General features: G+C 71.6%; 11 protein-coding genes. All 11 read right to left on the reverse strand.

What is annotated here, in order from left to right; genetic code table 11:
* Window positions 1-158: 158 nt before the first annotated feature.
* Window positions 159-923 carry an ABC transporter permease gene (locus tag ACWDSJ_RS06195; protein ID WP_450029626.1) on the reverse strand — a complete coding sequence of 255 codons (765 nt, stop codon included), beginning with the start codon at window positions 921-923 and terminating at the stop codon, window positions 159-161.
* The gene (locus ACWDSJ_RS06200) at window positions 920-1,696 is read right to left on the reverse strand and encodes an ABC transporter permease (RefSeq protein ID WP_450029628.1); all 777 of its coding nucleotides are present in this window, start codon (window positions 1,694-1,696) and stop codon (window positions 920-922) included. Before ACWDSJ_RS06200 ends, ACWDSJ_RS06195 begins: the two co-directional genes overlap by 4 nt.
* Window positions 1,693-2,649, reverse strand: coding sequence for an ATP-binding cassette domain-containing protein (locus ACWDSJ_RS06205; protein ID WP_450029630.1), 957 nt, complete (start codon window positions 2,647-2,649; stop codon window positions 1,693-1,695). Before ACWDSJ_RS06205 ends, ACWDSJ_RS06200 begins: the two co-directional genes overlap by 4 nt.
* Before the next feature lie 14 nt (window positions 2,650-2,663).
* On the reverse strand, window positions 2,664-7,148 hold the full coding sequence (locus tag ACWDSJ_RS06210) for an amino acid adenylation domain-containing protein (RefSeq protein WP_450029632.1): 4,485 nt from the start codon (window positions 7,146-7,148) through the stop codon (window positions 2,664-2,666).
* Window positions 7,145-12,952 (reverse strand): amino acid adenylation domain-containing protein, encoded by a 5,808-nt coding sequence (locus tag ACWDSJ_RS06215; protein ID WP_450029634.1) that lies wholly within the window; start codon window positions 12,950-12,952, stop codon window positions 7,145-7,147. Before ACWDSJ_RS06215 ends, ACWDSJ_RS06210 begins: the two co-directional genes overlap by 4 nt.
* A 29-nt stretch (window positions 12,953-12,981) precedes the next feature.
* Entirely contained in the window at window positions 12,982-16,137 is a 3,156-nt protein-coding gene (gene nbtC / locus ACWDSJ_RS06220) for a nocobactin polyketide synthase NbtC (RefSeq protein WP_450029636.1), read from the reverse strand.
* Window positions 16,130-17,443 carry a beta-ketoacyl [acyl carrier protein] synthase domain-containing protein gene (locus ACWDSJ_RS06225; protein WP_450029638.1) on the reverse strand — a complete coding sequence of 438 codons (1,314 nt, stop codon included), beginning with the start codon at window positions 17,441-17,443 and terminating at the stop codon, window positions 16,130-16,132. Before ACWDSJ_RS06225 ends, nbtC begins: the two co-directional genes overlap by 8 nt.
* Window positions 17,440-18,195, reverse strand: coding sequence for a thioesterase II family protein (locus tag ACWDSJ_RS06230; RefSeq protein ID WP_450029640.1), 756 nt, complete (start codon window positions 18,193-18,195; stop codon window positions 17,440-17,442). Before ACWDSJ_RS06230 ends, ACWDSJ_RS06225 begins: the two co-directional genes overlap by 4 nt.
* Window positions 18,196-18,223: 28 nt before the next feature.
* Window positions 18,224-19,165, reverse strand: coding sequence for a methionyl-tRNA formyltransferase (locus ACWDSJ_RS06235; protein ID WP_450029641.1), 942 nt, complete (start codon window positions 19,163-19,165; stop codon window positions 18,224-18,226).
* 31 nt (window positions 19,166-19,196) lie between these two features.
* Window positions 19,197-20,483 carry a SidA/IucD/PvdA family monooxygenase gene (locus ACWDSJ_RS06240; RefSeq protein ID WP_450029642.1) on the reverse strand — a complete coding sequence of 429 codons (1,287 nt, stop codon included), beginning with the start codon at window positions 20,481-20,483 and terminating at the stop codon, window positions 19,197-19,199.
* 142 nt (window positions 20,484-20,625) lie between these two features.
* Entirely contained in the window at window positions 20,626-22,590 is a 1,965-nt protein-coding gene (locus ACWDSJ_RS06245) for a S9 family peptidase (RefSeq protein WP_450029643.1), read from the reverse strand.
* Window positions 22,591-22,654: the final 64 nt, after the last annotated feature.

A 22,654-nucleotide genomic window follows, 5' to 3' on the forward strand; every position in this document is an offset into this window, starting at 1 on the left:
AACGGTTTTCGGCTTCGCACAACAGAATTTCGCCCCATCGGTACGGTTCGTCGTGATCCACGCTCGCAAAGGTGAACCGACCCGGCAACAAAGCGTAGCGCGTTGTTTGCGGTTGGAAGGGCCGTTCCCCACCCCGAACCGACGTTCGGTGGAACGAGTCAGCCCTGAGCCGCCCTGCGGTAGCCGCGGATCGCCAGGGCGCCGAACACCACGGCGAGGCCCGCCGACCAGGCCAAAGTTTGCAGGAACGGCAGTAGTACCGGGCCGCCGAGGGTGAAGTTGCGCATGGTTTCGATGGCGCAGCTCATGGGTTGGGCGCGGACTATCGGCTGGAGCCAGCCGGGGTAGTTGTCGACGGGGACGAAGCCGGAGTTGAAGAACATGCCGAGGAGGGTTACGGCGGCGAAGAGTTGGACGACCTTGGCGCCGGCCTTGCCGACGCCGACGGTGATGACCATGGTGGCGAAGCCGGGGATCAGGACGACGGGGACGAGCAGGGCGCCGAGCAGGCCGAGCCAGCCCGCGTGGAAGCGCAGGCCCAGGGCGACGCCGAGGACGACGACCAGGGCGGTGGCGACGAGGGTGCGGCCGCATTCGGCGATCAGGCGGCCGAGGAGGCCCGCGCCGCGGTGCACCGGCAGCACCCAGAAGCGCCGCAGCAGACCGCTTTCCACCTCCGCGTGCAGCGACAGGCCGGTGCCCATCGCGCCGTACATGGCGCCCGTCACCGCGATCATGGGGACGAAACCGTAGATGGCATCGGTACCCGACGACGCGGTCAGCGCCCGGTTCAACACCAGCTGATACATCAACAGCAGCAGCACCGGCAGCACCAGCGTGGAGGTGATGACCTCCTGTTCGCGCGGCCAGCGCCGCATCAACCGCCCGGCCTCGACCAGGCTCTGATCCACCAGGGTCCTCACGAGCGCCGCCTTTCCACCAGCACCGACACCGCGGTGAACGCCACGATCATCCCGGCGATCCAGGCCAGCGAAATGCCCAGTGCCGCGGTGAATTTCCCGTCCGCCAGCTCCCGCAGCGCCGCCGCGGCCTGGGAGACGGGCTGATTGCGCACGAACGGCTGAATCCACCCCGGAAACGCCTGCGCCGGAACGAATCCCGTCGACATCATGATCAGCAACAGCTGCGGGGCCAGCAGCGCCGACGCCCCGACCTCCGGCTTACCGGTCGCCACCCCGAGCGCGTCGGCCCCGATCACCAGCGCGACCCCGAAGGCCAACGCCAGCCCGACGAACGCGAACGCCCCGGCCACGTCGTGGAAACGGAACCCGAACGCGCCGCCGATCACCAGCGCCCCGGCGACCGCCGCGACGGCCCGCACCAGATTCGCCGACATCCGCGCCGCCAGCGGCAGCCACGCCCGCACCGGCATGGACCGCAGCCGGGTTCCCATTCCGCTGAACGTGTCGCGCGCGGCCCGGTCCCCCGCCGACATGGCGGTGAAGAACATGCCCTGCACCACGATCACCGGCAGCAGATATTGCGCGTAGCTGCCGCCACCCAGTTCCATCGAATGTCGCAGCGGCACGAAGAAACACACGAAGAAGATCATCGGCGCGACGAACCCGAACGGCAGATCCCCCTCCCGCACCGCCGCGCGAATCGTGCGCCCGCTCAGTGCCCGCCATTGCAGCCCGGCCGGAACCCGGTGCTCGGCAAGGGTTTCCGCGCTCATGCCCGCCCCCCCACCGCCGGGCGGGTCAACTCGATGAACACCTCGTCGAGCGAGGGGCGGCGCAGCGCGATATCGATCAGCTCCACCTCGGCCTCGGTGACCCGGCGCAGCACCTCGGCCAGGGTGGCCGCGCCGTCGGGCGCGGGCAGCGACACGCGGTCGGCGGATGCGGCGACGGTCGGCTCGCCGAGCTCCGCGAGCACGGACACGATCTTGGCGACATCGCCAGCGTCGACCGGAACCACCTCGCAATAGCTCGCCCCCGACCGCGCCTTGAGCTGGTCGGCGGTGCCCTCGGCGATGACGGTGCCCCGGTCGACCACGATGATGTTGTCGCTGAGCGCGTCGGCCTCCTCGAGGTACTGGGTGGTGAGCAGGATCGTCACCCCTTGCTGTTTGAGGTCGCGGATCAGCGCCCACAACCGCTGGCGGCTGACCGGGTCGAGTCCGGTCGTCGGTTCGTCCAGGAACACCACCTTCGGCAGGCGCACCAGCCCGCAGGCGATATCGATGCGGCGGCGCATCCCACCGGAGTACTGGCCGACCCGGCGGTCGGCGGCATCGGTGAGTTCGAACTGGTCGAGCAGTTCGGCCGCGCGCCGCTTGGCCGGTTTCGGCCGCAAACCCATGAGCCGCCCGAACAGGACGAGGTTCTCCCGCCCGGTCAGCACCTCGTCGAGCGCGGCGTACTGTCCGGTGAGCATGATCGATGCCCGCACCCGATCCGCTTGAGCGACAACGTCGTAACCCGCGACCGTGGCGCGTCCGGCGTCGGGCCGGATGAGCGTGGACAGCACCGACACGGTCGTGGTCTTCCCGGCGCCGTTGGGCCCGAGCACGCCGAGCACGCTGCCCGCCGGGACGGTGAAGCTGATCCCGCGCAACGCCTGGACCTGTCCGAACGATTTCTCGACCGATTCGACGACGATCGCCGAATCCGTGGCTTGCGACACCTGATCCTCCGTCCTCACTGTGCGTACCGCGCGTTCGTCAGCGCGGCGACGGCGCGCTGCCAGATTTCGATGAGCCGCTCGATATCGGCGGGGTCGAACAGCTCGGCGCTCCACCGCCACAGCGTGACCACCCGCGGGCCGTCCGGTCCCGGCTGCACGCCCGCGATGACGTCGAGCGCGTAGCGCAGCGGGAGATCCGGTTCGGGTGCGATCGGAAGGTGCTGGTGCAGTGCGAGATCCGAGATCGGCGACCAGGGGCCGTCGGGGTCGGCGCCCAGGTCGAGGCGGCCGAGGTAGTCGAACATGACCTGCGGTTCGGCCACCGGTTCGACTACGCCCCCGTAGCGCAGCAGTCCGTAGTCGAAGCCCTTGTTCGGCACCGCCTCCGTCTGCGCCGCAATGGTTTTCAGCAGTTGCCGGGCGGCGTCCGGATCGGTCTCCAGGGTGGCGACGTCCGGTTCCAGTCCGGCGGCGAGCCGCAGCGGGTAGACGGTGGTGAACCAGCCGACGGTGCGGGCGGTGTCGGTGCCGAGGAGGTGATCCTCGCGGCCGTGGCCCTCGAGCGCGACGAGCGTGCCCGCCGTGGTGTCGCGACCGTGACCGGACTGCCAGGTCGACAGCGTCGCGCAGAGGGCGGCCAGCAGCAGTTCGGGCAGGCCGGTGTGGGCCAGCAGGTCACGCGTCCGCTCGCCGGGCACGATCGCCGGGGTGATGCGGTAGGAGGCCCAGGTGTCGCGGCGGGGGTCGGGCGCGCGGTGCCCGATCGGCGGATCCGGGTGCGCGACCTGTTCCGCCCAGAACGCTTGCTGCGCAAGGACTTCGGGATGTCGTGCGCGCGCGGTGAGCCGTTCGGCCCAGTGCCGGTAGGTGGTGGGCTCGGGTGGCACGGCGAGGGGCGGCCCGCCGGAGGTCGACCGGTCCCACGCCTGCGCGAGATCGCCGATGATGATCTGCCACGACACCGGATCCACCGCCAGGTGATGCACCGACAACAACAGCACATCCCCGCAGTCGCGCACGAAACGCACCGCCCGAATCATGCTGCCCGCGTGGGGATCCAGCGCGTCGATGGCGGCACGCGACGCCGCCGCCAGCACCGGACCCAACTCCCCCTCGACCCGTACCTCGGTGAGGATGTCCCCGGCGTGCACACAGCCCGGCGCACGGGTGACGAGCCGCGACCCGCTCGCCGTTTCGCGCAGCTCCGCCCGCAGCATGTCGTGCCCGTCGATGACCGCTTGCAGCACCGATTCCAGTGCGCCCCGGTCGATTCCGGCAGGCAGCGCGACGAGGGTGGACAGCGCCAGCCGCCGGAAGCCGCCGAATTCGTAGAGCCACGACATGATCGGGGTGACCGGCACCTCGCCGTATTCGGCGGGCCGGGACGAAACAGTCTGCGCCGCACGGGCATCCACCGCGGCGGCGAGATCCCGCACGGTCGGCGTCGCCAGCACCATGGCGGGGCTGATCGACAATCCGGCGTGGCGCGCCTTGTTGACCAGCGCGATGGCCACGATGCTGTCGATACCCAGATCGAGGAAGTCGTCATCGATGCCGAGCGTCCGCCCCAGCGCCGCCGAGAACGCCTCGCACAGCGCGCGTTCGGTGGCGGTGCGCGGCGCGGTGCCCCCGCCGCCCGCGCTCAACTGCCGCGTCCCGATACCGACCAGCTCCCGGACGTCCAGTTTCCCGTTCGGCGTCAACGGCAGCGCCGACACCAGCACCAGCCGCGCGGGCACCATATAACCCGGCAACCGCTCGGCCAGCGCACCGCGCAACGCCCACCCGTCGGCACCGGACTCGGCGACCACGAATCCCACCAGCGCGGGCCCGCTCTCGCGCGGCACGACCACCACCGCGGCCTCGCGCACCCCGGGCAGTCGCAGCAGCGCGGATTCGATATCGCCCAGCTCGATCCGGTAGCCGCGGATCTTGACCTGATCGTCCGCGCGCCCGAGATACGACAGCTCCCCGGTCCGCACCCGCCGCACCAGATCCCCGGTGCGATACATGCGCTCCCCCGGCCGGAACGGATCGGCGACGAACCGGTCCGCGGTCAGCGCGGGTTTACCCACATACCCGCGGGTGACCTGCTCTCCGGACAGGTACAGCTCACCCACCACCCCGTGCGGCACCGGCCGCAGCAGACCGTCGAGCACATACCCGGACATCCGGTCGGTGGGCCGCCCGATCACCGGCGTCGGCGACGAATCGGCCTGTCCCGCACCGGTGTTCACGGTCGCGACCACGGCCTCGACGGTGGTTTCGGTGGGTCCGTAGCAGTTGAACACGGCCGTGTCCGGCAGCGACCGCAGCCGCTCCCACACGGCCGGGCCGATCGCCTCGCCGCCCAGGGCGAGCACGGTCAGATGGTCGCCGTCGACGAGTCCGGCGGCCGAGAGCTGGGTGAACATCGACGGCGAGGTGTCGATCATATCGACGCGGTGCCGCCCGATCCCGTCCACGATGCCCTGCGCGTCGCGCATCTCGGACTCGTCGAACAGATGCAGCGCATGGCCGTCGAGCAGTCCGACCAGCGGCTGCCAGGACGCGTCGAAACTCAGCGACCAGGCGTGCGCGATGCGCAGTTTGCGCCCGAGCCGCCGCTCGGCGGGCCGGTAGACGCGGTCGCGGTGATCGGTGAAATAGCTGAGCAGCGCGGCGTGGGTGCCGATGACACCCTTGGGTTCGCCCGTCGACCCGGAGGTGAAGATGAGGTACGCCCGAGCGAGCGGCGACACCGGCCGCGCCTGGGCCTCGGGCCGCTCCGCGATGCGGCGCTCGGTCTCCGGATCGTCGAGTACCAGCGCACCGGGAAACAGCGCGGCGTGTTCCCGATCGGTGACGACCAGCAAGGGATCCGCCTGCCGCACAATCGATTCGATTCGGGCGGCCGGTGCGGAAAGGTCGACGGGCACGTACGCGCCGCCCGCCCGCAGCACCGCCAGAATCGTGACGATGGACCGCGCCGATCGCGGAAGGGCAAGGGCCACCGTCGTTTCCGGACCCACACCGCGGTCGGTCAGTTCGGCCGCGAGCCTGCCGGACGCCGCGCCCAGCTCCCGATAGGTGTATCGCTCGGCGGCCGTCGACAGCGCGACCACGTCGGGCCGCTCCGCGACCTGCCGCAGGAACAGCTCCGCCACACCGCCCGTGCTCACCGGCGCATGGTCCTTGGCGCGCAACGCTTCTCGCTCGCCGGGTAGCAGCACCTCGAGCGCGGCCGGGGAGTGTGCACCGTGGTCGGGCAGCTGCCGCAGCACCGCGAGCACGCGTTCGCCGATCTCGGGCACGCCGAGGTGCGGCAGCGCGTGTTCGACGGCCTCCAGCATGACCACCAGCACCCCGTCGTGCAGATGCGACACCACCGACAGCGGATAGTGCACCAGGCTTTCCATGGCGACGGGCAGGAACCGCGTCCCGTCGGCGGCCACGATCGGATCGGTGGCCGCCCCGATCGGCGCGTTCTCGAATACGAACAGCACGTCGAACAGCGCGCCCCGCCCGACCGCGCGCTGAATCGTGGACAGGCTCAGATATCCGGCGTCGCGCATGGCGGCCTGCTCGCGCTGCGCGCGACGGCACTGCTCGACCACCGATTCGGCGGGGTCGAGCACCAGCCGGGCGGGCACGGTATTGATGAACAGCCCGATCATGGATTCGACGCCGGGCAGCGAATCCGGGCGACCCGAGATCGTCGTCCCGAAGACCACGTCCGGACGGCCCGACAGACGGGAAAGCACGACGGCCCAGGCGAATTGGACGACGGTGCTCATGGTGAGGCCGTGGCCGCGCGCCCAGCGCACGAGCCGATCGGTGTCGGCGGCGGACAGACTCGTTCGGGTGCGGCGCGGAATCGCCTCGCCCACTTCGGCATTCGCGTCGGCCAGCAGGAGCGGACCCGACACCGGGCGCAGGTAGTCCCGCCAGGCGCGTTCGGCCGCGGCGGTGTCGCGGGCGGCGAGCCAGGCGATGTAGTCGCGGTACGGGCGGGGTGCGGGAAGGGCGTCGGCGCTGCCCCCGGCCTCGTAGACGGCGATCAGTTCCCGGAAGAACACCGCGACCGCCCAGCCGTCCATCAGGATGTGATGCGCGGTGAGGATCATGCGGCGGCGGCCGTCGGGCAGCGTGACGAGGGTGACGCGCAGGGCGGGGCCTTGGCCCAGATCGAAGTTTCGCCGCCGGTCCGCCTCGGCGAGGGCGTCGAAATCGTCGGGGCGCGCGTCGATCTCGGCCCAGGGCAGATCCGCGACGGTGGGGATGATCTGCACCGGTTTGGGCAGGTCGCGATCCCAGAACGACGCCCGCAGATTCGGATGCCGACGCAGGATCGCCTCGGCGCCGCGGCGCAGCCGCGCGGTGTCGACCGGGCCGCCGATATCGATGACGAACTGCATGGAGTACAGGTCCACCCCGTCGGCGGCCAGCCGGGCCAGCGAGAACAGGCCCTCCTGGAGGGGACTGAGGGCGAGCACGTCCTCGATCTCGGGCGCGCTCACCGCGACGCCTTCCAGGCCGCACCCAGCGCCGCGAGCGCGCCGTCATCGAGACCCGAAAGATTCTCCACCGCAACGGGTTCCGGTTCCCCCGCTGTCGCGGCCGCGTCGACCGCCGCGGCGAGTTCGGCGATGGTCAGGTGCTCGAACACCAGCTGCGGCGACAGGGGCAGCCCCAGTTCGGCCGCGCGCGCCGACCATTGGATGGAGATGACGCTGTCCCCGCCCAGGGCGAAGAAGTTGTCCGCGGCGGTGACGTCCTCGATCTCGAGCAGCTCCTCGAGCAGGGCGATCAGCCGCTGTTCGGTATCGCCGCCCGCCCTTGTGGATTCGCGACGCGGCGCGGGAGCGGATTCGTCACCGGGGAACGACAGCCTCCCGTCGGCGGTCCAGCGGGCCCGGTGGCCGGTGCGGTGGAGGTCCTGCCCGGTCGCCAGTCCGGCGCCGCCGATATGGATGTCGCCGAAGACGCCCGGCGGCACCGGATTTCCGTGCTCGTCGAGGATCAGGACGCGCGCCCCGGGCACCGGTCGGGCCCGGGCGGTGAGATCGAGGGGGCCGCGTGCGACCGGGCCCGCGTAGCCGCGGGTGTGGTAGGCGAAGGTGGCCAGCGAGTCCGGGGCCAGGGCGGGCAGCAGATCCGGCAGCGACGCGGGCCAGCTCGTCGCGGGAACGTCCCAGCGCAGCACCGACGGGAGCATGGACACCCCGGTCTGCACGACGCGGGCCAGCGTCGCCGGATCGGCCACGACATGGGTGACGGCGTGGGCGCGGATCAGCTCGACCAGGGCCGTCGGATCCTCCCGCTCGGCCTCGGCGGCCACGACGAGGGTCGCGCCGTCGGCGAGGGCGGCGAGCAGTTCGACGGTCAGCTCCGGCCCGCCCCACGAGGCGGCGATGAGCCGGACGTCGGGGGCCGCGCGGGTGGTGCGCCGTTCGCCCGCCACTGCCCGGCGATCCGCGACCGCCGCCACCAGCGCCGCCTCGTCGAAACGCACGTCTTCGCTTGTCCAGCAGAGCTGCTCACCGGCCGAGCAGGCGCGTTCGAATCCCCGCACGATCGCCTTCAGACCCGCCGCGCCGGGCTCCGTCGAGTCCGAGTCCACGCCGTCGAACACCTGGCCGTAGGTGAGCGAGTCGCCGCCGTGCCGGATGGCGATCCGTTCGGGCGGCACCTCGGCGCCCCGCCGCAGCAGCCGCGCGATCGGCAGCACATCGGCGGGTTCGACGCCGGTGGCCCATTCGCCGGTGAGCCGGGCCCGCTCCGCCGGGGTCAGCACGTCCAGTTCGGTCAGCGGCGCGTCCGGGTGCTCGGCGAACGCCTCCAGCACACGAATCATGCGGCGCGCGAATGTCTCCGCGGACGCGGCGTCGTAGAGGTCGGCGTTGACGATGACGCTGGCGGCCAGCCCCGCATCGCCCTCGGCGAAGAAGTTGATCGACAGGTCCAGCAGCGACACGTCGAAATCCAGCGGCAGCACCCGCACCGACGCGTCGCCCCAGCGGATATCGCTCGCGGTCCAATCCTCCTCGCGGAAGTGGGTCATCGCCTGGAACACCGGGTTCCGGGACCGGGTGCGCGGCGGGTTCAGCGCCTCCACCACGCGTTCGATGGGCACGTGCTGATGGTTGTAGGCGTCCAGCGCGACCGCGCGCACCCGTTCCAGCACCGTGCGCACCGTCGGATCGCCGGACAGATCGGTGCGCAGCACGACCATGTTCGCGAGCAGACCCACCAGCTCCGCGGCGGCCGGATCGGTCCGATTGGCGACCGGTGTGCCGAGCGGAATGTCCACGCCCGCACCGAGTTTGTGCAGCAGCGTGACCACGGCGGCCTGATACAGCATGAACTCCGACGCCCCGGCCGCCTCGGCGACCGCCCGCAACCGCGCGCGCAGCGCGGCGGGCACCCGGAACGGCGCGACATGCCCGTTCTTGCCGAGCACCGCCGGACGCGGCCGGTCCGGCGCTACGGTGATCTCCTCGGGCGCCCCGGCGAGGCGGGCCCGCCAGTACTCCAGCGACGCCGCGTCGGCGTCGAGCGAATCGCGTTGCCAGAGCGCGTAATCCGCGTAGTCGACGGGCAGCGGCTCCCAGTCCGGCCGCTCCCCCCGAAGGCGCGCGGCGTACGCCCGGCCCAGATCGCCGAGGAGGGTGCGGAACGACCAGTGATCGGCCACCAGATGGTGCACGAGCAGTGACAGTACGTGGGAGCCGTTGTCCAGCACCAGAATTCGTGCCCGGACGAGGAGTTCGGACTCCACGGCGAAGCAGTGCCGCGCCTCGGCGGCGAGCGTGTCGCGCAGGTCCGCCGCCGCGATCGCGGTGACCGGCACCTCGAACGGCCCGGCGGGTCGGATCGATTGATACGGCAGCCCGTCGTGCTCGGGGAACACCGTGCGCAACGCCTCGTGGCGGCCCACCACATCCCCGAGCGCGGCGCTCAGCGCGGGCACGTCCAGGGCTCCGTCGATCCGCACCGCGAAGGGGATGTTGCCGACCGGCGAGTGCCCCTCCATCTTGCGCAGGAACCACAGGGCCAGCTGCGCGTGCGTCAACGGAATGCGTTGCGGCCGTGCGCGTCTGGTGAGCGCGGGCGGGGCCGCGGCGGCGGTGGCCGGGGCCGCCTCGATGAGCGCGGCCAGTCCCGCGACGGTCGGGGTGTCGAAGGGCGCGCGCACATCCAGCCGCACCCCGAACTCGGCGGCGATGAGCACGATGAGCCGGGTCGCCAGCAGCGAGTGACCGCCCAGTTCGAAGAACGAGTCGTCCGCGCCGATCCGGTCGCGGCCGAAGAGTTCGCCGAACAGCCGCGCGAGCCGGATCTCCGTGGCCGTGGCCGGTTCCCGGTACCGGCGGGCGACCGTGCGCTCCGGTTCCGGCAGGGCCCGGCGGTCGAGCTTGCCGTGCACGGTGAGCGGGATCTCGTCGATGACGGCGAACGCCGACGGCACCATGTACTCGGGCAGTGTCGCGGCGGCGTGCGCGCGCACCCGCTCGAGGTCCACGCCCCGCCCGGCCTCGGGCACGACGTACGCGGCCAGCATCGCGCCCACCGCGTCGTCGCGCACCGCGACCACCACGCAGTGCCCGACACCGGGATACGCGGCGATCGCGGCCTCGACCTCGCCCGGTTCGATGCGGTAGCCCCGCACCTTGACCTGTTCGTCGGCGCGCCCGACGAATTCGATCTCCCCGGCCGCGTTGCGCCGCGCGAGGTCACCGGTCCGGTACAGGCGGGCACCGATGTCGTCGGGTCCCGCGAAGGGGTCGGCGACGAACCGTTCCGCGGTCGGACCCGGCCGCCCGAGATACCCGCGCGCGAGTTGCGCACCGCCCAGGTAGATCTCGCCGACCACGCCGTCGGGCACCGGTTGCAGCACCCGATCCAGCAGGTAGGCGGACACATTGCGGTTGGGCACGCCGATCGGCACGATCCGGGTGCCCTGCGGTCCCGTCACGGTCATATGGGTCGCGCACACCACGGCCTCGGTGGGCCCGTAGTGGTTGCGCAACTCGGCGTCGAACACGCCCGCGAACTTGTCGGCGATCTCGCCGGGCAGCGCCTCGCCGCCGACCGGCACGTGCCGCAGCGCGCGCCACTGATCGACCTCCGGCAGCAGCAGGAACGTGCTCAGCATGGACGGCACCATGTGCAGCACGGTCACCCCGCACCGGGTGATCACGTCGGCGACGTACGGAATGTCGCGGAACGCATCGGGTTTGGGCACGACCAGCCGCGCGCCGACGGTGAAGGTGACGAAGATGTCCAGCAGCGACGCGTCGAAACTCACCGACGACGATTGCAGCAGCCGGTCCGCCGCGGTCATCCCCCACTGCGCCGCGAAACCCTCCAGATGTTCGGCGATCGCGTGGTGCGCCACCGGCACACCCTTGGGCGTGCCCGTGGAACCGGAGGTGTAGATGACATAGGCCAGATTCCCCGGCCGCAGCGGGCGCGACCGGTCCGCGTCGGTGGGGGCGTGCGCGGGCAGCGCGGCGGCGGACTCCTCGGCCGCGGCCAATTCCGCGCGCCCGAGCACCAGCAGCGGTTGCGCGTCGGCGACCAGATGGTCGATGCGGTCGGCCGGGTAGGCGGGGTCGATCGGCAGATACGCGGCGCCGGACTTGAGCACCGCCAGCACCGCCACCACGAACTCCACGGAGTTCGACAGCCGCAGCCCCACGATGTCCTCGGTGCCGACGCCCGCGCGGATCAGCCAATGCGCCAACCGATTCGCGCGTTCGTCGAGCGCGCGGTAGGTCAGCTCCAGATCGGTGTCGGGGGCCACGACCGCGACGGCGTCCGGATGCGCGGCGACCCGCCCCTCGAACAGCGCGACCATGGTCGTCGGGGTGGACGGCACCCGCTCCCCGTGCGACAGCGCGAGTACCCGGGCGCGGCCCTGCGCGCCGAGCATATCGATGTCGCCGAGGCGGCGATCCGGTCGCGCCAGCGCGCTGTCCAGCAGTCGCGCATAGTGATCGGCGAGCTGTTCGACCAGGTCGGCGTCGAGCGCGCCGGTGCGGTATTCGATATCGAGATGCGCCCCAGTGGTTTCCAGGGCGACGGTCAGGCCCAGCGGCACCTGCGCGACCGGGCTGCGCAGCGCCAGCGGTGTCGACTCGACGCCGGGCAGCGCGAACCCGTCGGCGGATTTGCGGACGCCGAAGCCGAGCCGGACCAGCTGTTCGAGGCCGTCGCGGCCGTCGTGCCGGGCCGGATTCGCCGCCCGCACCACGCGATCGATACCGACGCCGTCGTGGGCGAACGCGCCCAGCGCGGTCTCCCGCACCCGGTCGACCAGCGCGGCGAAGCTGTCGCCGGGCAGCGGGGTGGCGCGCACCAACAGGGTGTTGCCGAAGTAGCCGATGGCCTCGGTCGCGATCGCGGTGCGGCGCACGGTGATCGGCACCGACACCAGGAAGTCGGTGGCGCCGGTGTAGCGGTGGATCACCGCCTCCCAGGCGGCGAGCAGCACCATGAACGGGGTCGCCGACCGCTCGCGCGCGAACGCCTCGACCCGTTCGACCAGGTCGGCGGGCAGCGGGCGCAGATGGTGGTCGGCGGTCTTGTCGACCGTCGCGGCCGGGCGGCCGGGCAGTTCCAGCGGTTCCGGCAGCGGCCGCAGCGTGTGCCGCCAGTAGTCGAGATCCGCCTCGGTGCCGGTGATGTCGTCCACGTCGGCGAATTGCGCACGCGCAGTGGGCAGTTCACCGCCGCCGTAGGCGGTGTTCAGGTCGCGGAAGAACACGCCCCACGAGTCGTCGTCCCAGCAGATGTGGTGTACGACCAGCACCAGCGCGTACTCGTTGGAACCGATGCGCGCCAACAGGATTCGCAGCGGGGATTCCGTCGCGAGATCGAATGGGCGGCCGAACTCGCGGCGCGCCAGCACCTCCAACCGCAGCGCCCGGCTGGTGTCGGACAGGTCGCGCAGGTCCTGGGTGTGCCAGCCCGGGGCCAGGTCGCCGTGCGCGAGTTGATACGGCTCGCCGTCCTCGCCCAGGCCGTAGGTGGTGCGCAGGATCTCGTGGCGGGCGACCACGGTTCCCACCGCGCGGCGCAGGCGTTCCGGATCCAGGGCGCCCGTCAGCCGGTAGGCGACGCAGATATTGAGCGCCGTGTCCTGCGGGTCGCGGGCCTGGAGGAACCACAGCCGCCGCTGCCCCGCCGACAGCGGCAGGCGCTCGCCGACGTGGCCGCGCGCCGGCGCGGGCGCGGAATCCGGTGCGGCGACTCCGCTTTCGGCCAGGCGCCGCCGTAACAGCTCGCGGCGTCGGTCGAGGACGGACTTGTCGGTCATCGTGGTCTCGCTCCCTGAATCTCTCATGCTCACGCCCGCTCGGTCGCCATCAGCCGGACGACGTCGTCGAGCGACGCGCCCCCCAGGATCGCCGCCACGGGCAGCTCCCGGTTCAGCTCGGCCCGCACCCGTTTGCGGAAGTCCAACGCCTGCAACGAATCCAGGCCCAGCGCCACCAGCGGCACGGTGCCGTCCAGCCCGTCCAGGCCGTCGGCGCCGATCACCTTGCCCAGCTCCCGGCGCACCCGCTCGGACAACGGCGCGTCGGCGGGTGGCGGCGCGACCTGTTCCGGAACCGTTTCGGCCGCAACGGTTTCCGTGTCGCTGGTGGCGCGGACGCGTTCCAGCAGCGGATGGAAGCCGAGCGCCGACATCATGGCGCGCACATCCGACCAGTCGGCGGCGGCGACGAGGCGGTTCGCCGCCCCCGGCCGGTCCGCGTGCTCGGTCAGGCCGACGGTCAGCGCGTCGGGCGCGGCCATGGCGACCACCCCGGCGGCCTCCACCGGCCCCACCCCGACCGCGTGCAGCGGGCCGGGCAGATCCCACAGCCCCCACTGCACGGCCACCGCGTCGACGCCCTGCGCGCGCAGCCGCCGGGCCAGCACGTCGAGCATGCGGTTCACGCTCGCGTACAGCACCTGCCCGCGCCCGCCGAAGGTCGCCGCGGCCGAGGAGCACAGGATCACCCGGCAGTCCTCGGTGCGCGGCAGCGCGCGCAGCACGACGTCGGTGCCGTAGATCTTGGAACCGGCCATCTCCCGGGTGTTCTCGGCGGTGACGTCGGCCAGTTCGGCCCGCACATAGTTCACCGCGGCGTGCACGATCAGGCTCGCGGGCCGCTCGGTCACCGCCGCGACCGCGGCCGGGTCGGTGACATCGCAGGCGGTGACGACGATCTCGGCGGCCGGGGCGTCGGCGCGGATGCCGCGCAGCCGCGATGTCACCGGTTCGGTCTCGCCGGAGCGGCTGAGCAGCGTGATCCGTCGCGCCCCCGCGCGGGCGTAGTGCTCGCAGAAGGTCATGCCCAGAGTGCCGGTGCCGCCGATGATCACGACGTGGTCGAGATTCCGCGCGGCGGGCGCCGGGTGCGGGGTCGTGTCGACCTCGAGGCGCTTGGCGTACACGCCGCCGCCGCGCAGGGCCAGCTGCGGTTCCGCCTTGATGTGCAGCGCGCGCACCAGGGCCGCCGCGATATCCGGGTCGGCTCCCGCGGGCAGGTCGATGTGCCGGAACGAGACGCCGAGGTGTTCGGTTGCCAGACAACGGAATCCGGCCGACACCGCGCCCTGGAACGGATGCGGGGCGGGATCGTCGTCGGTGACCGCCTCCCCGCCCGTGGTCACCAGCCAGCATTCGCGCACACCCGTGAGATCGGGCAGCCAGACCGGATCACCGAGGAATTCGGCGAGTGCCTCGACGGCCGCGGGGCCGTCCATCTCGGGCGACTCCGGCAACAGCACCACCACGGCGTCGTAGCCGCCTCCCGAGTGCGACCGGGACGAACCGGCATCGCCGCCAGGGGCACCGGATCCCTCGGCGCGGGGCCGGGCCGAATCAGCGGCGTCGCCGGTGCCCGAAGCGGGCGCGGTGTACAGCCGGGCGGAACCGCCGTGGTCGTAGGCGGCGGCGCGGAGGGCGGCGGCGAGGTCGGCGCGAGTGCCGGTGTGGTCGACGACGAGCAGATCGCGCGGGGGCACCAGCGAGCGGCGTTCCAGTCGCGTCCAGGTCTCCGCCAGCCGCAGCGGGAGGGGGCGGTTCGCGGCCGGAACGGGTTGTGCGGCAGGCGGTTCGGTGGCGGCCCAGAGCCGCCGCGCGGCCATGACCGTGTGCGGGAAGTCGGGCAGCGGCAGCGGCACCGGACCCTCGACGCGCAGCGCCCGCCAGTCGTAGCCGAGGTCCGCCACCGCGACCGTGGCCAGATTCCGGGTGAATTCCCGCAGGCTCGTCGCCGTGCGCAGCGAGGTGCCCAGCACGCGGAAATCGCGCGGCGGCGCCGCCGGATCCGGCGGGACCAGCGTCAGATTCTCCTGCACCGCCAGTTGCAGCGTGGGATGCTCGGCGACCTCGACGAAGGTGTCCACCCCGTCGACGCCCGCGGCGACGACCGCGCGGTCGAAGCGAACCCGATTGCGCAGGTTGAGATACCAGTAGCTCTCGTGGTCCAGATCGGGGGTGATGCGCCCGCCCAGGGCCGCGCCGTAGCAGGGGATGTCACCCGGGTCGAATGTGCGCCCGGCCATCCGCCGACCCAACTGGTCGGACAGCGAGCCCATCACCTCGTAGACCAGGGAGGTGTGCGCCGGATAGGCGACCTTGATCTCCTTGGCGAACAGCCCGCGCGCGGCGCTCGTGGCGACGATATCGGTGATCGTCTCCCGATCCCCGGCAATGGCCAGGATGTGCGGCGAGTTGATCACCGACAGTTCGGCCCAGCCGCGATGGCGGGCCAGCAGGGCCTCGCAGTCCTCGCGATCCATGCCGAGCACGGCCATGGAATAGCCACGCGGAGCGAGCTTTTCGACATTGAGCGCGCGCTGGGTCACCACGTACACCGCGTCGGCGCGGGACATGATGCCCGCGATGTGCCCGGCCGCCAGCTCGCCCTGACTGTGCCCGATCGTCGCCGCCGGACGCACACCCGCGGCCTGCCACATTCTGGCCAGCCCCGCCATGTGGAACATGAGCGCGGGCTGCACCTCCCACACGGTGTCGGCGTAGCCGCCCTCCTCGCCGAGCAGATAGGCCAGCGGCTGCCGGTGCCCGAACTGCTCCTCGTGCAGGGCGGCGCACGCGTCCACCTCGTCCCGGTACGCCTGGGACAGTTGGTGATACAGCGCGCCCATGCCCGGCCGTTGACTGCCCTGGCCGGGGAAGACGAAGCCGACGCGGCGCGCGGTGGCCGTTCCCGCCACGACGGCCGGATGCTCCTCCCCCGCCGCGATCGCGTCCAGCGCGGCCAGCAGTTCCGCCCGCGTCTCGACCATCGCCAAGGCGCGGCGGCGGCGGGCGAGCCGGGTGCGGAACAGCATGTCCGCCACGCGTTCCGGCGTCACCCGGTCGTGGTCGCGCAGATAGCCCGCGATCCGGGCGGCCTCGGCGCGCAGTCCGGCATCGGTGTCCGAGGACACCAGCACCGGAATCGTGTTGTCCGGGAGGCGATATCCGCCGTACCGCTCAGACATACCGCTCCTCCAGGACGGGCATGGCGACGACGGCGTGCGCGTTGGTACCCGCGACGCCGAACGAGGAGACCGCGCCGTAGCGCACGCCGTCGGCCGGATCCCACGCGGTCAGTTCGGTCGCCAACCGCAGGCTGGTGCCGTCCCAGTCGACCGCGTCGGTCGGGTTGTCGGCGAACAGGCTCGGCGGCACCTGACCGTGCGCGCCCGCCAGCAGCACCTTGATCAGGCCCAGCGCCCCGGATGCGGCCTGGGCGTGGCCCGCGTTGGATTTCACCGAACCCAGCAGCGGCCCGCGCTCACGCTCCGGCGCGCCGTACACCCGGCTCAGCGCGGTCAGTTCCAGCGGATCGCCGACCGGGGTGCCGGTGCCGTGGCCCTCGATGACCCCCACCTGATCGGCCGAAATGCCCGCGGCGGCAAGGGTTCTCTCGATGAGCCGTTGTTGCGCGCCCGCGCTCGGCACCGCCAGCGGGGCGCCCTTGCCATTGTGGTTGACACCGGTCGCCAGGAGGCGGCCGTAGATCCGGCGGCCCTGATCCCGCGCCCGCGACTCCCGTTCCAGCACGACCACGCCCGCGCCCTCGCCCCACAGGGTGCCGGTGGCGTCGGCGGCGTAGGCGCGGCAGTGGCCGTCGGTGGCGAGGGCGTTGTTCTTGGCGAATTCGAAGAACGCGGCGGGCGAACCCATGACGCACACGCCGCCCGCGAGCGCCCACTCGCATTCGCCGGTGCGAATCGCGGTGGCGGCCAGGTGAATCGCCGAGAGCGCCGAGGCGCAGGCGGTGTCGACGCTGAGCGACGGCCCGACCAGGCCGAGGCCGTGCGAGATGCGGCCCGCCACCGCGCCCAGCGCCGTGCCCGTGGCGCGGTAGCCGCTGTGTTCGGTGACCGCCGCGCTGCTCGGCCCGTATTCGGTGATCGATACGCCCATGAAGCAGCCCGCCTCCGCGCCGTCGAGCGCGCCCGGGTTGAGCCCGGCATGCTCGACCGCCCGCCAGGCGACCCGCATGGCGACGCGCTGCTGCGGATCCATCGCGATCGCCTCGCGCGGGGTGACGCCGAAGAACTGCGGATCGAATTCCGTTGCGCCGTCCAGGAATCCACCCGCGTCGCGGACCCGGCTCCAGCCGTCGAGCCGGTGCAGCGACAGCAGCCGCTCGATCGGCCACTCGCGGTCGCGCGGGAACGGGCCGATCAGTTCGCGGCCCTCGGCCAGCGCCGCCCAGAACTGGCCGGGCGTTTCGATACCGCCCGGCGCCTCGATCGCCATGCCCGACACCACGATCGGATCGTCGTGGTCGGTCATCGGACCGAACTCGGTTCGGGGGCGAGCAGTTCCACGATTCCGGCGATATTGGCGTCGAGGTAGAAGTGGCCGCCGTCGAAGAGGGTCACCTCCACGTCCTGCTCGCTGTGCCGGTCCCAGGCGTACAGATCGCGCGGCGTGACGAAGGTGTCCTCGCTGCCGCCGAGCACGTGGATCGCGGCGCGCACCGTGACATCCGGCGGGCAGCTGTAGGCGTCGAAGGCGCGGTAGTCGGCCTTGACCACCGGCAGCGCCATCCGCATCACCTCCCGGCTGGCCATCACCTCTTTACCGGTGCCCTCCAGGGAACCGAGATGGTCGAGAATTTGCTCGTCCTCGGTCGGATGCGGCGGCAATTCGGCGGCGCGGCCCGGGGCTACCGCGGCCGAGGCGGCCAGCAGCCGTACCGGCACATCGGCGGTCTCGGCGGCGCGGACCAGTTCGAAACCGACCATCGCGCCCATGCTGTGCCCGAAGACGGTCAACGGACGGCCCGAATGATGCTCGGAGGCAACGAAATCGGCGAACGCGCCCCGGGCGATCTCGGGGATCGTCGCGCACGCGGCCTCGCGGGCGCGGTCCTGGCGTCCGGGATACTGGAAGATCACGACGTCGAAGTGCGCGCTGAACGCCTTGGAGAACGTGCGGTAGGCCGAGGCACCGGTACCGGCGTGCGGGCAGATCAGAAGGGGCGGAAGGTCGGCGGACGCCGGCTTGTGGAACTGCCGGACCCAGCCGAGTGGTGCTGGCATGACGAAGAACTCCTGCGATACGGGCGGGTCACTCGGGCGCGTCGGTGAGATAGCCACCGCGAGCGAAGAATTCGGCGGCCGGACGCTCGCCTCCGGCCGCAGTGCGCACGCGCCGGATCACCAGTCCGTGATTGCCGCCGCGGAACGCGTCCGGGCCGCAGACGACCGCGCCGCCGCCCTCCTGCACGATCACCCGGCCGGGCGTGCCGCCGTAGCGGGCCTCCGACACCGCGGCCTCGAGCACCTCGACGCGTTCGCCGCGGTAGTAGGTGAACGCGCGCGGATACGGCGCGGACAACGCGCGCACGAAACGTTCCAGATCCGTTGCGGGCCAAGACCAGTCGATGCGGCTGTCGCGATCGGAGCGCTTGTGGAAGTAGGTGCGCTCGGCCTTGTTCTGCGGACGCCAGCGGGCGGTACCGGTGTCCAGGGCGTGGAGTGCCTCTTGGAGCGCGCCCGGGATGAGTTCCATGGCGGCCACGACCAATTCGGTGCCGGTGGCGCCCGGCGGCACCGGCAGCGCGCGCTGCACCAGGATGTCGCCGGTGTCCAGGCCGTCGTCCATGCGGTGGACGGTGAGGCCGATCTCTGATTCACCGCTGATCAGGGCCCACAGCACCGGGGAGAAGCCGGTGAACTTCGGCAGCAGCGAATCGTGCAGGTTCAGCGTGCCGTGCGGCGGCAGGTTGTACAGCTCGGCGGGCATCCACGTGTACCAGCTGTTGACCACGATGAGGTCGGGCTCGGCCCGCTTGACCAGATCGATGGTCTCGGCGTCGGCCCGCTCAGTGAGGTGGACCGGGATTCCGTGCTCGCGTGCCAGCTCCTCGACCGAGTCGTTCCAGATCGCCTTGTAGGACTGGGCGCTGGTCGGATGGGTGACGGCGAGCACCACCTCGTGTTCCGAATCGATGAGGGCCCGCAGGGTTTCACGACCCCAGGTCTGATAGCCGAACGACACGATACGCATTGAACCTCCAGTTAACTAAGCTGAGCCTAACCTATCTTCGCCCGCCCAGAACAGACCTCCCCCGCGAACGCGCGCCGCGGACCGGTGCGGGCGCGAGGACGCGATCGGACAGTTCGCCCAGGCAGCTGAGGTTCGGGAAGCCGGGACCCTGGGACAGTGCGGCGAGGTTGGGCAGGTAGAGCTTGGCGTCGAGACCGGTGACGGCGAGGTCGTAGCCGATGGCCGTCTCCACGCGCTGTTGGGTGAGCGGCCCGCCCACGGCGAGTTCGAGCAGATCGGCGGCGTCGGAGTCGAACAGCTCCAGGAACCACAGCGGCTGCCCGCCGGTGGCGTCGATGACCAGGTCGAAGGTGTGAATGTGGTCCGGGCGCGGCAGGTTTCGCAGGGTGAGCGCGACGCCGTCGCCGTGACCGGCGACGCGGATGACGCGGCCGCGCAGGTGGTGGACGCGATTGTCGCTCATCAGGCTTTCCTGCACGCGCACCGAGAACACGCCGCGGTCGGCACGCCGGATGACCTCGCGGCGTTCGTCGATGCTCAGACCCGCCCACGCGGTCGGATCGCTGAACAGGGCGTTCTCGAAATAGCTTTCGCCGCGGGTGTAGATGGTGGCGTTCGGGGAGATCACCGAGACGGTGAGCACGTCGTGGCGGACCAGTTCGTCCAGGGCCGAACCGGCGGTCTCGCCGCCGCCGATGACCGCCGCGCGCGAGGAGGCGGGCAGGCCGCGCTTACCCGCGAGGTCCCAGAAGTCGGCGATGCTGAGCACCCTGGGGTGGTCGGCGAGGGCGCGGCGGCTGTCGCCGGGGCCGGTGATCATCAGGGCGTCGGCGTCGATTTCGGCGGTGCCGCCGCCGGATTCGTCGACCGTGACCAGCCAGCCGTCCGTCGCGGGACGGATGCGGCGCACGGAGCCGGAGACGATCTCCGCGCCGGATCTGGCCGCGACCCATTGCAGATAGCGCGCCCACACGTGATGGCGGGGGCTGGGTCGCCCGCGGTCCACCCATTCGGCGTAGGTGCCGTTCTCGACGAGGAACGAGGTCCAGCTGTAGGCCGTCATCGCGGCATCGATCTCGCGATTGCGGCCGCGCGCCCAGGTGGACCGGTACGGGAACCCCACATCCTTCTCCGGGCTGGTCCCCAGCCGATGCTGCCCGTCGGTCCAGCCCCCACTGGGCAGCCAATTGCCGCCCACGGCATGGCTTTCCACCACGATCACCCGCGGCGCGGAAAGCCCCATCTCCCGAAGGACCCGCGCCTTCGCCGCGACCGCCATGGCCTTCGGCCCGGCCCCGACCACGAGAAGTGTGTCCACTGGGAGCTCCGATCCCTACGAGTAAGCGTTACCTACGTTTGCATAGGCTTACCTTATATCGCTCGGCGGGGCCAGCCGAGGGGTATGGGAGATCGGGGTGGTGCTCACCACGTACCGGTGGTGCGGGGCGGGTGCGTTCCGGTTATCCCAGGTTCTCGACGGTGATCGGCTCGATGCCTTCCTCCGGGGGCAGCGGGAAACCGAAGACCTGGCTGTAGAAGCTCAATTCGGCGTCGAGGGCGCGGCGGATGTTCTCGGCGCGGCGGAAGCCGTGTTGTTCGCCGTCGAAGACGAGGTACGCGACCGGGATTCGGCGTTCGCGCAGGGCCGCCACGATCATCTCGGACTGATTGGGCGGGACCACCGCGTCCTCGCTGCCCTGGAGGACGATCAGGGGCCTGCGGAGTTGGTCGACCCGATGGATGGGGGAACGGTCGCGGTAGACGTCCCGCCGGGCGGGGTATTCGCCGATGAGGCCGTCGAGGTATCGGCTCTCGAATTTATGGGTGTCGGCGGCGAGGGCCTCGAGGTCGGCGACGCCGAAATGGTCCGCGCCCGCGGCGAATACGGTGTCGGGGCGGGCCAGGGCGGCCAGGGTCGTGTAACCGCCCGCGGAGCCGCCCCGGATAGCGAGGCGGCGCGGATCGACGCGGCCCTGGTCGCCGAGCCAGCGGGCGGCGGCGAGGCAGTCGGCCACGTCCACGATTCCCCATGCGCCCGTGAGCAGTTCGCGGTAGGCCCGGCCGTAGCCGGTGGAACCGCCGTAGTTGACGTCGACGACGGCGAAGCCCCGGCTGGTCCAGTACTGGGTCTGCGGTGACAGGGCGGGGATCGCCAGCGCGGTCGGGCCGCCGTGGATCATGACCAGCAGCGGCGGGAGTTCGCCGTCCGGGCGGTCGAAGTCTCCATTCGCGGGCGGATAGAACAGGGCGTGCGCGGTCCGCGGCGCGCCGGAGCCGTCGACCGACGGGAAGGAGATCGGCTCGGGGACCGAGATCGACGCGGCGTCGAGCCCGAGGTCACGCGGTGGGCGCAGCACCTCGATACGCGGTGTGCCGTCGGCGATTTCGACGCGATACACCCCGGGTTCGGCGGTCGGGGTGGCGGCCACCACGACGACGGCGTCGGCCGCGACCCGCGCGACGGCGGCGATCGCGGAGAACGGCACCTCCAGATCCGTCACCGAGCCGTCCGGAGCGCGCAGTCCGAGTCCGTCGTAGCCGTCGCGCCAGCGCGCGAACACAATGCCCCCGTCGCCGAGCACGGCGTACCGCGCCGAACCCAATTGCCAAGCGGGCGTGCCGATCTCGGCGTTCATCTCGATCACCGGGGCGACCTCGCCGCCCGGCGTCCAGCGGTAGAGGTTCCACCACCCGTTCCGATCGGACAGGAACAGCAGCGAACCGTCGTCCTGCCAGCGCGGTTCCTGCACCGACTCCCCCGGCCCGCCCGCGACGATCGTGTCGGCGCCGCTGGTGAGATCACGCACCCGCAGCACGGTGTCGTCCCACGGCATGGCCGGGTGATCCCACGACACCACCGCGAGCGCGCGCCCGTCCGCGCTCACCCGCGGCGCGACGACGAAGTCCGGGCCGCTCACCAGCACCTCGGGCACGCCGTCCGCCGCCAGCCGGACGATCTCGTTGCGCACATCGACCGCCCCGCGCCCGCCGACCGGATGGTGCTCCCGCACGGCCACGACGGCGGTGCCGTCCGGGACGACCTCGCCGTCGCCGTATCGATCCCCGCGCGGCGCGGCGGGCACCGGGGTCATCGCCTCCGGCGCGCCCCCGGGCGTCAGCCGATACAGGCGCTGATCGGCCCAGTTCGCGAACCAGACCACGCCGTCGCGAACCCACCACGCCGCTCCCCCGTACTCGTGCACCGCCGTCCGCGCGTCCATGCCCTCCGGCAGCAGATCGGTCAGCGTTCCGTCCGGTTCCCGGCGCACGATCTGGGTGCGCCCGCCCTCGTCCGGTCGCCCCTCCGACCAGTAGACGTCGTCCCCGTCGACCCGCACCTCCCCCAATCGCACCGCCGCGGCGACGACGAGTTCGGAGGTGACCGGGGTCGGCCACGACCCGAAAGGCGACTGTGTGCGGTTCACGGACCCAGGCTAACCGGCGTTCGAGTCGGGACGCGTGCACGAGGCGGAATGGACTGGGCGGCAA

This window comes from Nocardia sp. NPDC003482 (genome assembly GCF_053588115.1).

Bases quoted from the DNA above. Each gene is read 5' to 3' on its own strand.
- ACWDSJ_RS06200 (WP_450029628.1), bottom strand. From the start codon at position 1,696: ATGAGCGCGGAAACCCTTGCCGAGCACCGGGTTCCGGCCGGGCTGCAA.
- ACWDSJ_RS06215 (WP_450029634.1), bottom strand. From the start codon at position 12,952: ATGACCGACAAGTCCGTCCTCGACCGACGCCGCGAGCTGTTACGGCGG.
- nbtC (WP_450029636.1), bottom strand. From the start codon at position 16,137: ATGTCTGAGCGGTACGGCGGATATCGCCTCCCGGACAACACGATTCCG.
- ACWDSJ_RS06225 (WP_450029638.1), bottom strand. From the start codon at position 17,443: ATGACCGACCACGACGATCCGATCGTGGTGTCGGGCATGGCGATCGAG.
- ACWDSJ_RS06230 (WP_450029640.1), bottom strand. From the start codon at position 18,195: ATGCCAGCACCACTCGGCTGGGTCCGGCAGTTCCACAAGCCGGCGTCC.
- ACWDSJ_RS06235 (WP_450029641.1), bottom strand. From the start codon at position 19,165: ATGCGTATCGTGTCGTTCGGCTATCAGACCTGGGGTCGTGAAACCCTG.